Here is a 13,265-nt window from a genome sequence, read left to right on the forward strand (position 1 = left end):
TTATATCTCTGACATTTTTCTGATATTGGCAGGTACTGTCAGCGGTAACATAATTTCTGCGGCAGTTAATCCTGCGCGCATTGCGGCGAGTTCGTCATCATCCGGAGAGCGTGCAGTCGTACCGTTCTCAGAGGGCAGGAGCAGGATAATATCATTGCCGTCTATATTGTTGCTTAACAGCGAAACACTGTGCGTGCTGATAAGAATCTGTTTTTGATTCCTGGCTCCTTTCAGCGTATTTTCAATTACTTCGGGGATATAGCGTACAATCTCATTATTGAGCGAAAGTTCCGGTTCTTCCAGCAGGAGTAACTGTCTTTTTTCAAGAAGTGACCACATCAGGCCAATCAGTCTCAGGGTACCGTCAGAAAACTGATCTTCTTTCTGCCAGCCGGCATTAGGACGCCAGTGATCGTAACGGGCTTCGAGATGTGGTTGTCCGGAACTGTCACGCTCAAAGCGGAGTTCTTTAAATTGCGGCACAGCAATAGATAAACCGGTCTGAATTTTTTTCAGCCACGAATCCCGGGTTTTTGCATTCGTATTAGCCAGACGGTCCAGAAATCCCTGACCAAAAGGATCATCTTCAATTTTGGTGATACCGATTTCTTTGGCAAACTTAAGTAACTGAGGAACAATATGCAGATATGTGACAGATGCGAAAAACTGGGCAACAGGCCGGAATGGCTGGTTAGCTAAAATTTGTTCCAGATGCGTTTGTGTCAGCTGTATCTCATCAGATTGATCATTGGAGTTCGGCCGGGACAATATAGGCTCATTATTAAGAGTGACATTTTCACTGGTAATATGAATCAATTGTTTTCCTTTACCGGATGCTTTGAATTTTAATTCATACACCCATTCATTATTATCGTCTGATAAATTCAGAATAATAGCTACTTCAGTATCATTACGTGCCTGAAGGCAACGTAATTTGGTGATACCGCCCCGGTCGTTAACCGCTTTCTGTAAGCCGCCGCCATCCTTGCAAAGGTCACTCATAAAACGAAAAACATCCAGAAAGTTAGATTTACCCACGGCATTAGGGCCGATGATATATACCCGATCATTCATATTGATATCGATATTCCGGAAATTTTTCCAGTTTTTCAGACGGACTCGGGTAATTTTCATGGTCATACCTTCAGGGTTATGTCATTCAGATAACAGCAATTATTGCAGTCTGAATTAAATTTTGTCAAACAAGAGTATTGTTACCTGTTGGTAGCAACAACATAGCACTATGCCGCCGGATTATCGGGGATGGAAGATAAAGTTGTGAGCATTATTCCAACAAAAAAAGAAATTACGGGAATAAAAGAGAATAAGTATAGATAAATGGCCCGCATGTCAGCGGGGCATTTATTTTATGAATGGAAACCGTCCGGCGACAGCAGCTGCTCATCCAGATACACACCATCTTCCTGCAACAGTAAACGCCCCTGCACATACCAGTTAACGACCTGCGGATAAATGCGGTGTTCTTCCTGCTGTATCCGTGCGGTGAGGGTTTCTTCTGTGTCGCCGGGCTGAACCGCAATGCGTGCCTGCAAAATGACCGGCCCGCCGTCCAGCTCTTCCGTCACGAAATGGACAGAAGTACCGTGTTCAGCGTCCCCGTTTTCCAGGACTTTACGGTGCGTGTGCAGACCCGGATATTTCGGCAGCAGGGACGGGTGGATATTCAGCATTCTGCCGTGATAGTGACGGACAAATGCTGGTGTCAGAATCCGCATATATCCGGCGAGGATAATGACATCAGGGCGGTATTCATCAATCTGATCCTGTAGTGCGGCGTCAAAATCATCCCGTGAAGGGAAATCCGCCTGGCGGAGTGACTGAGCGGGAATTCCGGCGTTCTGAGCCCGGATTAACCCGTAAGTATCCGCTTTATTACTGAATACCGCGACAATTTCCGCATTGAGACTTTGTGAATTGCAGGCGTCAATTAACGCCTGCAAATTACTGCCGCTGCCGGAAATCAGCACAACAAGGCGTTTCTTCATCAGCGGATGATAACCTGCGGCTCATCTTCACGGCATACCGCGATATCACCAATCAGCCATGCGTTCTCACCGGCTTCAGTCAGCAGGGCGAGTGCGGCCGGTACGGCGGCGGCAGGCAGGGCGATCACCATACCGACACCACAGTTAAAGGTGCGGTACATTTCATAATCATCCACATTGCCGGCCTGTTGCAGCCAGTTAAAGACGGATGGCCACTGCCAGGATGCGGCGTCAATCCGCGCCTGAGTACAGGCCGGTAACACACGCGGGATATTTTCCCAGAAACCGCCGCCGGTCAGGTGCGCAATCGCGTGGACATCGGTATTTTCAATCAGCTTCAGTACAGATTTGACATAGATTTTGGTCGGTGCCAGCAGATGATCCGCCAGGGATTTGCCGTCAAGCTCTGTTGTCGCAGGGTCTGTATTGCTGACTTCCAGGATTTTGCGGATCAGGGAATAGCCGTTGGAGTGCGGGCCGCTGGATGCCAGCGCGATCAGCACATCACCGGCACGGACTTTGCTGCCGTCGATGATTTCTGATTTTTCCGCTACGCCTACACAGAACCCGGCAACATCATAATCATCACCGTGATACATGCCGGGCATTTCAGCGGTTTCACCGCCGACCAGTGCACAGCCTGCCTGCTTACAGCCTTCGGCAATACCGGTAACCACGCGGGCAGCAGTATCAACATCCAGTTTACCGGTCGCGTAATAGTCGAGGAAGAAGAGGGGCTCAGCACCGGCGACCACCAGATCGTTCACACACATGGCGACGAGGTCGATACCGATAGTGTCATGACGCGCCAGATCCATCGCCAGGCGCAGCTTGGTGCCGACGCCGTCAGTGCCGGAAACCAGTACCGGCTCTTTATATTTCTGCGGTACCGCGCACAGCGCACCGAAACCACCCAGCCCGCCCATCACTTCAGGACGGCGTGTCTCTTTGACAACATGCTTAATACGGGAAACTAAGGCATTACCGGCATCAATATCAACACCGGCATCTTTGTAACTCAGGGAAGTTTTGTCAGTCACTGCGGCCCCCAACGGCGATTGCAAGTAAGTGGGTGAATCGAAAACGCGGCTATTCTAACAGGCCACGCAAACGTTTGCGAGAGGATTTACGCCGGATTTTGTCAAAATGCGTCAGTTCACACTTATTCATGTAACGAACATGAAACGCGTGATAATTGACTATAATCAACAAATCAAGGGTGGCGCAGCAGCAGAAAAGCGGTATAATCTCGCGATTTTTTTGTCCGCCAGGGCTTACACAGTAGGAGAACCCATGAAAGTCACCGAGGTAAAACACCCGCTCGTTAAACACAAACTTGGCCTGATGCGAGATCATGATATAAGCACAAAACGCTTTCGTGAACTGGCCTCAGAAGTCGGTAGCCTGCTGACCTATGAAGCAACTTCAGACTTAGAAACTGAGAAAGTGACAATTGACGGCTGGTGTGGTCCGGTCGAAATTGAACAAATCAAGGGTAAAAAGATTACCGTCGTACCTATCCTGCGTGCGGGTATCGGTATGATGAACGGTGTGCTGGAAAGTATCCCGAGTGCCCGTATCAGTGTTGTCGGTGTTTACCGTGATGAAGAGACACTGGAGCCGGTACCGTACTTCCAGAAATTAGCCTCTAATATTGAAGAACGCATGGCGCTGGTGGTTGACCCGATGCTGGCAACCGGCGGTTCGATGATCGCTACGATTGATCTGCTGAAAAAAGCAGGCTGCACCGCGATTAAAATCCTCGTACTGGTTGCTGCACCGGAAGGTCTGAAAGCACTGGAAAAAGCGCATCCGGATGTTGAGCTGTACACGGCATCCGTCGACGATCACCTCAACGAGCACGGTTACATTGTGCCGGGCCTGGGTGATGCGGGCGATAAGATATTTGGTACGAAATAAGTTAATGAGCCGACTTGATAGTCGGCTTTTTTTTGGCATATCCCTGAGTAATCATTAAGAGGTTTAAGATGACGCGCCGCGTTATTGAAGTCGATGAACGCCCACCACTGCTGGTCACCATTCCGTTAAGTTTACAGCACCTGTTTGCGATGTTTGGTGCAACGGTTCTGGTGCCGATCCTGTTTCAGGTAAACCCGGCCACGATCCTGTTATTTAACGGTATCGGGACGCTGCTGTACCTGTTTATCTGTAAAGGAAAAATCCCGGCGTATCTGGGCTCCAGCTTTGCCTTTATTTCACCGGTACTGATTTTGCTGCCGCTGGGTTATGAACTGGCACTTGGCGGGTTCATTATCTGCGGACTGTTATTTATGCTGGTGGCGGGGATTGTCAAAATCGCCGGACGCGGCTGGATCAATGTATTGTTTCCGCCTGCGGCGATGGGCGCAATTGTGGCCGTTATCGGTCTTGAACTGGCCGGAACGGCAGCCGGAATGGCGGGGCTGAAATTTGAGAACGGCGCAACGCCGGACAGCACCACATTAATTATCTCTCTGACCACTCTCGGGGTAACCATTCTGGGTTCTGTGGTGTTCCGCGGCTTCCTGGCGATTATCCCGATCCTTATCGGAGTACTGACCGGGTATGCGCTGGCCTTCTTTATGGGTGCGGTGGATTTAACCCCGGTGAGTGAAGCGCCGTGGTTTGCGCTGCCGACATTCTACACACCACGTTTTGAGTGGTTCGCCATTCTGACCATCTTACCGGCTGCGCTGGTGGTTATTGCTGAGCACGTCGGTCATCTGGTCGTGACGGCGAATATTGTCAAACGTGACCTGATGAAAGATCCCGGTCTGCACCGCTCTATGTTTGCCAACGGCTTCTCAACAGTATTATCCGGTTTCTTCGGCTCCACACCAAACACCACGTACGGCGAAAATATCGGCGTAATGGCGATCACCAAAGTCTACAGCTCCTGGGTTATCGGCGGGGCGGCGATACTGGCGATTCTGCTCTCCTGCGTCGGTAAACTGGCCGCTGCGATTGCCGCTGTGCCGGTTCCGGTGATGGGCGGGGTTTCTCTGCTGTTGTACGGGGTTATCGGTGCATCCGGTATTCGTGTGCTGATTGATTCCAAAGTGGATTATAACAAGCCGCAGAACCTGATCCTGACAGCGGTTATCCTGATTATTGGTGTCAGCGGGGCGACTATTCATATTGGCGCGGCTGAACTGAAAGGTATGGCACTGGCAACGGTTGTCGGGATTGGCCTGGCGCTGGTGTTCCGTCTGGTGAATATTATCCGTCCGGAAGAGCGGGTGGTGGATGTCAATCTGGATGAAGTGAAGAAAGACAATTAATACTTTACCGGAGAAGTACTGAGTACTTCTCCGGTGTTATTGTGTTATTCAATAGTGACTGTTTTAAATCCTGTATCGAAAATACTATCCTCATCAACGGCCCGGAATTGGCGGCTGTTTCACAAGGCTGTTGCAATTTTCTGCATCCGGTGAGGTTTTGCCGGGAACAGGTTCATTTAGCCGGTGAATTTATGTTAAACTAGCCGTGTTTGTTCACCCGTTGGCCGAGGTAACTCTGAACACGCCATCACAACTGTCACTACCGCTCTCTCTCCCTGATGATGAGACTTTCAACAGTTTCTACGCGGGGGAAAACGCATCCCTGTTATCCGCCATTCAGACGGCGATCAATCAGCCGCACGGCAGCTATCTCTATTTCTGGTCCCGCGACGGGGGCGGCAAAAGCCACCTGTTACATGCCGCCTGTGCGGAAGTCTCCTCAAAAGACAGGGCGGTAGGGTATGTCCCGCTGGATAAACGCGCCTGGTTTGTGCCGGATGTACTGGAGGGAATGGAGCATTTGTCGCTGGTCTGCATTGACAATGTGCAGTGCATTGCCGGGGATGAAGAGTGGGAAATGGCGCTGTTTAATCTCTATAACCGGATTCTTGAAACCGGCAGAACCTGTCTGCTGATCACCGGTGACCGGCCACCGCGGCAGATCCCGCTGCAATTACCTGATCTGGCTTCCCGGCTGGACTGGGGACAGATTTACAAACTGCATCCGCTCAGTGATGACGAAAAAATTCAGGCGCTGCAACTGCGGGCGAAATTGCGCGGATTTGAACTGCCGGAAGATGTCGGGCGCTTTATCTTAAAACGCCTCGACCGCCAGATGCGTACACTGTTCGATATGCTGGACCGGCTGGATCACGCGTCAATTGTCGCGCAGCGCAAGCTGACGATCCCGTTTGTCAAAGATATCCTGCGGTTATGATTGTCAGTTAAGTAACGCGATGATGGTGACTCCCCACTGAAGTACCATGCAAAGTGCGCCCTGCTGGAACAGCCGTTTTGTGCCGCGCCAGCGTTGCGAATAGTCAGTATGATGCGCTCTGCCCGGAAACAGCGTGGTCAGCGATTCATCAAAAACGCCGGTGTCGTCAGATTGGGCGAGGCGGCGGAACAGATGGTGATCCAGCCACAGACGGAAGATAAAATACGCGCTGCACAGCAAAAATAAAATTCCCGCCGCCATCGGATACTCACCGGAAAACCCCGAAATATAAAATAAAAACTGTGTCAGAAAGGCCAGTAACGACAATGCGGCCAGGAAACGCCAGCCTGCGGTAAAAATGATAATAATCTGTTCATCATGAGATCTGTTATTCATTGTTTTTTCCGTAACGGGCTGCCCAGCGGGTCAGGGCGGCAATTGTCTGTTCCCGCAGAACAATCTGCGGCCGGGCCTGTCTGACCGCGGCCAGTGCCTGCTCCACATTATCTGCCAGTCCGGCGCGTATCAGCCACGCGACCACGACCGTGGTACTGCGGGTGTAACCCAGTTTACAGTGTACATAAACCTGCCCGGAGCGTGCCAGGCGGCTGAGATTATTCACTGCGGATTCGATCTGTTCCTCTGTCAGCGGAAACAGATCCGGCTGCGGCTGACAGTAATAAACCAGCCCTGCAGTATAGCGGCTGCGGGGAAATTCCCCGGTCATATCCAGTACGGCGGCTGCGGCCAGCGGTGCCGCCGGGTAACCCCCCAGCGCGATATGCTCATTCACTATACTGGTGTGACGGCACTGTTTTGCATACCAGTAATAGCTGATCTGCGCCGCAATCCGGTAAGGGAGCAGCAGGAGTGCCGCAGACGGTGAAATCTGCCCGGTACTGTCTTTCTGAAATACAGAAGCGCCGGCACCGAGATAACCTGTCGCGATACATAAAAATGTCAGCGCAGGCCACAACAGCCACCAGCCCGGACCACCGATAACAACCGCTGCGATGACTAATACCAGCGAAATAATGGCGTACCGCCCGGCAAGCTGATAACCCCGGCGGATACGGTGCGGTGACCACTGCCAGCGGGTGCGGATCGGCAGAAGGTAGCTTATCACCACACCGGCGGCGGCACCGGTGATCACGTCAATAAAATGGTGCTGCCAGGTAGTCAGCACAGATATTAAAATCAGAATTGACCACAGATGCAGAAACCAGCGCCACTTCTGCGGTGTGTGAGCGCGGAAACGCAGCCACAGCAGCCACAACAGAATAATATGCAGCGAGGGAGCCTGGTTAAACGGCAGATCAAACATCTCAAGCTGATCAAACATCCATCCGGCAGTTCCGTCCGTCTGCGGGCGGGGAAAACTGAATTTCAGCGGGAACAGCAGAAATCCGGCACAGGCCACCAGTGACGCGGCCACCAGCCGCAGCCCGTGAATACACTGCTCGCGCAGAGAAGTGCAGATAAACAGGGATAATCCGTAGAAGAGATCGATGCTCCAGTACGGAATAATCGTCCACGGCAGAAACGGGATGTGTGTTTCCCAGCTGAAAGCAAAAGAGGGAACTGACGGCAGCGAAGCCGTATAAGTATTGACCTGCCCGTAGGTCAGAAAAAAGAAAGGTGCCAGAAACAGCAGCCAGAGCAGGGCAAATCCCCACCGCCTGCGGCGGGAGGCAGGCAGCGGCAGTGCGGCATCAGCCATAGTTTTTCATTCCCTGTAAAACAGAAGATGCGCGGCAGGGCGCATCTTTATCTGTAGTATGACAAAAATCAGCGGCGTCTGGCGACTGAGACACTGAAAATACCCCAGTTATCAATCAGCTGATCCAGCTTTTCAAACCCTGCTTCATCAACCAGCGCATCCATTTCCCCCTGACTGCGGCAGCGCATCACCCAGGCTTTGCCGCCCTGATGGCTCGGCAGAACGCGGGCTATCATCTCAACCTGCGGGTGCCACGGCTGGCAGGTGTAAACAAGATAACCACCGCTTTCAATGGCCTGCGCCAGCCCGGCGAGGGAATCGCGCAGCAGGTGGTTTTCCGGGAACAGTTCATATAATCCGCTTACCACACCGAGAGTCGGTTTCGGTATGACCGCCGCTAAATCCGCAGTATCAAAGGCATTGCCCTCTTCAAAACGGATTTTGTTTTCCAGGAAACGTTCTTTGATTTGCAAACGCCCCTGTTCCACGTTGATCGTGCTGTAATCGCGCATCAGAACGGATTCTATCCGGCTGTAATCATTAATGGCATCAAAGAGATAACGACCCTGTCCGGCTGCGATATCCATAATCCGTACCGGCTGCCCGGCGTCCTGTAGTGCCCGGATGGTGCGGCGCAGGATTTTCTCAATATTCACTTTGCGCTGGCGAATTCCCTGCCAGCCGATGCTGTTAAGATACTGACGATCAACTATCCTGCCGAAAATTCCTTTACCCTGAGCCTGGTTACGGTAGACATAATCCAGTGTGGAGCCGGAATCGAACCCTTTGTCATAACCGATACTGACCCCTTCCGAGGCTTTTCCGAGGGTGGACATCGTTTTGCTGAGCAGTTTATAGCCGATATTTTTCGGGCAGTGCTCCGGCAGCGGTGCCTGTAATTCACGATAAGCATCAGCTCCGGCGCTGCATACATCTTCAAACCGGTAGTCGTGCTGATAGCGCGGCTGCTCAAACAGCGTAGTGATAAAGCGGCGGATTTCTGCCAGCGGAATATGGCGATCTTTTTCGCCCAGGGTATCGTGATAGAACCCCGGCAGAATATGTTTTTCTTTATAAGGGGTATTAAGCCGCGCATAGAACTGATCCTGCGGTTTTCTGTGTACCACATGGTCACTGCCGGAGATAAACAGCTGTGTTGGTACGGTGATTGCAGCGGCATCCGCCACCAGTCTGTCAGCCGTCTTGTAGAGTTCCAGCAGGATATTGACGGCAATCGGCCTGGTGATCAAAGGATCGCGCTCAAAGGAGGCGATACGCACCGGGTCGTGGGTCAGGAATTTGGCTTTGACATAGGAGTTAACGTAAAACAGCCCGCGTATTTTCTGCATCAGCGCCAGTCCGCTGCGGGCAAACGGCACATAGAGTTTTACTTTAAAGGCCGGTGAGGCCAGAACCAGCCCGCGGATTTTCGGTGCAAAATCATGCACCCAGCCGCTTAGTGTGACTGCGCCGACACTTTGTCCGAGCACAACCATGTTTTCGACCGGAATTTCATATTCGGATGAGATGAAATTAATGAATTCATTGATATCACTGATAGATGTGCCCATCGACGGACTGTAGCCTCTCGGGCCGTCATTACGGCCATGACCACGGGCATCCCAGGCAAATACGGCGAAATCAGGTAATGACAGTTCATCCGCCAGATGTGCGACGCGGCCTGAATGCTCATGCCCCCGGTGGAACAGCACAATGGCTTTCTTTTCTGCTGTCGCGGAAGGCCAGTAACGGAAAAATAACCGCTGCTGATCACTGGTGGTGAAATGAGATTCAACAGATTCACGCTGAGTCGGATAATCAGAAGATACACTCATAATCAGTCCTTTTGAGATGCGCTTTGTTGCGCAGATTCCTGCAACGCACGCCGGATACGGTGATAGCAGGTAAGAAACAGCAGGGCGGTAAAGACCGCAAACAGTACCGGAAAGATCACAGAATCAAGGGATGCGGGGAAGAGTGCTGCCCATAACCCCAGCGCACCGAACAAAAAGGCGCGGTCACTTTTTCCGGCAGGGCCGTCATAGCGGCGTGATGCCCCGATAGTTTGTGCCAGTACACCAATAAATTCAGTCAGTACAGAGAGAAACAGGATCAGCAGTATCCAGATGGCTGATCCCGGGAACAGAAGTACAAACGGGAAGTAAAGTATCGTATCGGATATCACATCGCCCAGTTCATTGAGGATCGCGCCGAAGCGGCTTTTCTGGTGATATTCACGTGCCAGCATACCGTCAATGGCATTCAGCGCCATCCGGATAAACAGAACCGGTGGCAGAATAAGAAACAGGCGCGGATCGGGAAACAGAATCAGTATGAAACCGGTGAGCAGGGAAAGAAACGTTGCCGCCAGCGTGACCTGGTTGGCGGTGATCCCAGCATTAAACAGGCCGGCGACAACGGGACGCAGTAAGTTCTGAAATTTTGGTTTTAAATCATAAATGGTCATATTTTTCCCTGATAATACACAGTCAGTTATCCATATTATCAATACGTTATTCTGTGATCGCTGCAATAAGAGTTTTCTTAAGTTAATGTGGCATGATGACGGAACTGTGTTGTTACAGAGTAGGACAGTCAGGGACGGGGAAAGTTTCGGATAAAAGAATTACCGCCGTTAATACGGCGGTATGACAGGGATCAGCGTGAGGTGACCAGGGTGATATTCTGACGGATATCCGTCAGGCGGTCTGAGTCAGTCAGTGGTTTACGGGCATTGAAAATGACATCGTTATTTTGAGCGGTATTGATAACGACCGGCAGTGTTTTGCGGTGAGAATAGAGTGAGGTATTGGTTGAACTGCATGCCAGGCACACCACACCATTCGGGTTGACGATCAGCAGGCTGGCCTTGCCGCCGGCAATAAAGGTATTACCGCGCAGACGGCTTTTATTTCCCCCGATCACCTCATTAATAATAGTTTTGGCGTTGTCCTTATTATCGATAGTCAGGCCTTTTTTGCCGACATTATAATCGGTGAAAATATTGTGAGAAATTCCGCGGCGATTCGGAGAATTAATGACCAGAACCGGTTTATTACGTTCGTCCTCAAACAGAGATGTCTCAATTTCCGGGTTAACCGGGGCCACACTGATTTTTTCACCATTGCGGTAGGTGTATTCTGTACTCCCCGGCCCGGCAACGGACTGTGCGGAAAATAATGCAGCAGAAATTAATGATAACGCAGTCAATGTCTTTTTCATGATTTATTCCTTTAATCATTATATTACGTGTTGATAACAAGCGGGATTGTAACAGTCGTAATAAATGACGATTTCATAAAAAGAACATGGCAGATTTATATACGGGCGAGTATCCCCGGCGGGCACCGGGGACGGAAAGTCAGGTTCAGATAATCTCCAGCACCTGCTCCGGCGGACGGCCAAGGCGGGCCTGTTTGCCTTTAATCACTACAGGGCGTTCAATCAGTTTCGGGTTATCATGCATGGCCTGAATCAGTACTTCCTGATCGGTGACGGCGGCCAGCCCCAGCTCACTGTAAAGTGCTTCTTTGGTGCGCATCAGTTTGCGGGCATCGTCAAATTTCAGTTCGCGGAGCACAGTTTTGATTTCTGCCACTGACGGCGGTGTGTCCAGATAGAGCATCACCGCCGGTGATACCCCGTTTTCTTCCAGCAGCGCCAGGGTTTCACGGCTTTTCGAGCAGCGCGGGTTGTGCCAGATAGTGACAGTATCAGTCATGGTTTTCCTCATTATTTAAATTGTTTGAATTGCAGCTGTAACTGGCGGATCTGGTCAATCCGCGCATCATAACGGGCCTGATCATAACTGCCGGGTTTGGCCTGCCGGGCGGCTTCGGTCAGACTGCGGATAGCGCCGTCAAAATTCCCCATTAAGTTCTGATATTCCGCACGGGCTGCCAGTTCATCCGCCCGGCGCCCGGCTTTCCCGCCTGCTTCGGCCAGCAGATCCCAGCCGCTCGGATCTGACGGATAGTCAAAGGTGTAATTACGCAGAATCCGGGTCGCTTTATCATATTGTTTATTCTGAATATAGGCGTTACCGAGGTTTATCTGATACACCGAATTACCCGGTTCACGCTTCAGGGCATTTTCCAGCCGGGTTACCGCCTGCGATGTTCTGTTCAGACCGATATCGACGTCCGTCATCACATCAATAAACCAGACATTCTCCGGGTCTGCCGCCAGTAATTTCGTCAGAATTTGTGAGGCAGGTTCATACTTGTTGTCACGGTAAAGCAGAATGGCGCGGGCATAGTCAGCTGCCATTTGTTCCTTACTGTTACCTTTGCTGTAGTTTTCGATCATCTGATCAGTGGCATTGCGCAGCGGTTGTCCGCCGTACATCGCCATCGCCCGGGCGCGTGCCAGCAGGAAGTCAAAGGATTGCGGCGGGTTTTTACGCGGCATCTGTCCGGCGCGGCTGCGTGCATCGGCCAGACGGCTGTCCGGCAGGGGGTGAGTCAGCAGCATTTCCGGCGGCTTGGAGCTGTAGCGCGACATATCCACCATGATGGTCATAAAGTCCGGCATCCCCTGCGGGTCAAACCCGGCACGGCTCAGTGTGCCCATGCCGATGCGGTCCGCTTCCTGTTCGTTGGATTGTGTAAAGCTGATCATATTCTGCTGGATCCCGGCCATGGTGGAAGTCATGGCAGCGGCACCGACCGGGGTGCCGGTCATCAGCAGCAGGATAGAGCCCAGTGTGGCCGCCCAGGCGAGCGGCGCTTTGTTCTGCTGATCTTCCATCATCCTTGCCAGATGGCGCTGCGTGACGTGAGCGATTTCGTGCGCCATCACGGAGGCCAGTTCACTCTCTGTCAGGCTGTAGCGGAACAGTGACGTATGCAGCACCACATTACCGCCGAAAAACGCAAAGGCGTTAATATTCGGGTTGGCAATCAGGAAAAAGTTAAACGGGGTTTTGACCGAATCTGCGTTTGAGACTAAACGCTGGCCGAGTTTATTGATATATTGCAGTAAAACAGGATCATAGACCATCGGGGAACTGCTGCGGATCATCCGCAGATAAAAATCCCCCATCAGATTTTCCTGTCCGATACTGAGCGTACCGCCGGCAGTGGTGCCGATTTCCGGTAACGCATCTTCAACGGCCGCCTGTGCGGCAGGCAAAACCGGGAAGGTCAGAGCAAGACTCAGTAAGACGGCTAACGGTTTTTTCAGAAACGTATTCATAGGATGACGCTTTCCCCGTTGATTATCACTGGTAATAATTCGTGTATCATAGCAAACACTCAAGTAAAATCCTCACACAGTCTGCCCGGTGGGCAGGATTTGTCATATTTTTGCCGCTAACCCCG

General features: G+C 51.5%; 13 protein-coding genes. 3 read left to right on the top strand and 10 right to left on the bottom strand.

Going from position 1 to position 13,265, the window contains the following annotated elements; genetic code table 11:
- The 3 genes from R5268_RS11700 to purM all read right to left on the bottom strand — a co-directional run bounded on the left by R5268_RS11700 (position 1) and on the right by purM (position 3,046).
- Positions 1-1,134: an AAA family ATPase gene (locus R5268_RS11700; RefSeq protein WP_317419386.1), complete on the bottom strand. Its 1,134-nt coding sequence runs from the start codon at positions 1,132-1,134 to the stop codon at positions 1-3.
- A 233-nt stretch (positions 1,135-1,367) separates the two neighbouring features.
- On the bottom strand, positions 1,368-2,006 hold the full coding sequence (gene purN, locus R5268_RS11705) for a phosphoribosylglycinamide formyltransferase (RefSeq protein WP_317419387.1): 639 nt from the start codon (positions 2,004-2,006) through the stop codon (positions 1,368-1,370).
- Positions 2,006-3,046 carry a phosphoribosylformylglycinamidine cyclo-ligase gene (gene purM / locus R5268_RS11710; RefSeq protein WP_317419388.1) on the bottom strand — a complete coding sequence of 347 codons (1,041 nt, stop codon included), beginning with the start codon at positions 3,044-3,046 and terminating at the stop codon, positions 2,006-2,008. Before purM ends, purN begins: the two co-directional genes overlap by 1 nt.
- A gap of 253 nt (positions 3,047-3,299) precedes the next feature.
- Between purM and upp the strand changes: the two genes are divergently transcribed.
- The 3 genes from upp (at position 3,300) to hda (ending at position 6,224) form a co-directional block, all read left to right on the top strand.
- Positions 3,300-3,926, top strand: a complete 627-nt coding sequence (gene upp / locus R5268_RS11715) for a uracil phosphoribosyltransferase (RefSeq protein WP_046893261.1) — start codon at positions 3,300-3,302, stop codon at positions 3,924-3,926.
- 68 nt (positions 3,927-3,994) lie between these two features.
- Complete coding sequence (uraA, locus tag R5268_RS11720; protein WP_046893260.1) at positions 3,995-5,287, top strand: uracil permease; 1,293 nt, start codon at positions 3,995-3,997, stop codon at positions 5,285-5,287.
- A 220-nt stretch (positions 5,288-5,507) separates the two neighbouring features.
- Complete coding sequence (gene hda, locus R5268_RS11725; RefSeq protein WP_112550905.1) at positions 5,508-6,224, top strand: DnaA inactivator Hda; 717 nt, start codon at positions 5,508-5,510, stop codon at positions 6,222-6,224.
- A 3-nt stretch (positions 6,225-6,227) separates the two neighbouring features.
- Here the strand turns inward: hda and R5268_RS11730 are convergent, their stop codons facing one another.
- The 7 genes from R5268_RS11730 to R5268_RS11760 all read right to left on the bottom strand — a co-directional run bounded on the left by R5268_RS11730 (position 6,228) and on the right by R5268_RS11760 (position 13,140).
- Complete coding sequence (locus tag R5268_RS11730; RefSeq protein WP_317419389.1) at positions 6,228-6,620, bottom strand: hypothetical protein; 393 nt, start codon at positions 6,618-6,620, stop codon at positions 6,228-6,230.
- On the bottom strand, positions 6,613-7,944 hold the full coding sequence (locus R5268_RS11735; protein ID WP_317419390.1) for a dual specificity protein phosphatase family protein: 1,332 nt from the start codon (positions 7,942-7,944) through the stop codon (positions 6,613-6,615). The genes R5268_RS11730 and R5268_RS11735 overlap by 8 nt, the downstream gene beginning before the upstream one ends.
- A gap of 68 nt (positions 7,945-8,012) precedes the next feature.
- On the bottom strand, positions 8,013-9,779 hold the full coding sequence (locus R5268_RS11740) for a bifunctional alpha/beta hydrolase/class I SAM-dependent methyltransferase (protein ID WP_317419391.1): 1,767 nt from the start codon (positions 9,777-9,779) through the stop codon (positions 8,013-8,015).
- Between the two features lie 2 nt (positions 9,780-9,781).
- Complete coding sequence (locus R5268_RS11745) at positions 9,782-10,411, bottom strand: CDP-alcohol phosphatidyltransferase family protein (protein ID WP_317419392.1); 630 nt, start codon at positions 10,409-10,411, stop codon at positions 9,782-9,784.
- Positions 10,412-10,602: 191 nt separating this feature from the next.
- The gene (locus R5268_RS11750) at positions 10,603-11,166 is read right to left on the bottom strand and encodes a filamentous hemagglutinin N-terminal domain-containing protein (protein ID WP_218454194.1); all 564 of its coding nucleotides are present in this window, start codon (positions 11,164-11,166) and stop codon (positions 10,603-10,605) included.
- Positions 11,167-11,311: 145 nt separating this feature from the next.
- The gene (arsC, locus tag R5268_RS11755) at positions 11,312-11,665 is read right to left on the bottom strand and encodes an arsenate reductase (glutaredoxin) (RefSeq protein ID WP_317419393.1); all 354 of its coding nucleotides are present in this window, start codon (positions 11,663-11,665) and stop codon (positions 11,312-11,314) included.
- An 11-nt stretch (positions 11,666-11,676) separates the two neighbouring features.
- A complete protein-coding gene (locus R5268_RS11760) occupies positions 11,677-13,140 on the bottom strand; it encodes a M48 family metallopeptidase (RefSeq protein WP_317419394.1) in 1,464 nt (487 codons plus the stop codon).
- Between the last annotated feature and the right edge of the window lie 125 nt (positions 13,141-13,265).

This window comes from Morganella sp. BCCO 40_0007 (assembly GCF_032989665.1).
Taxonomy (GTDB): domain Bacteria; phylum Pseudomonadota; class Gammaproteobacteria; order Enterobacterales; family Enterobacteriaceae; genus Morganella; species Morganella sibonii.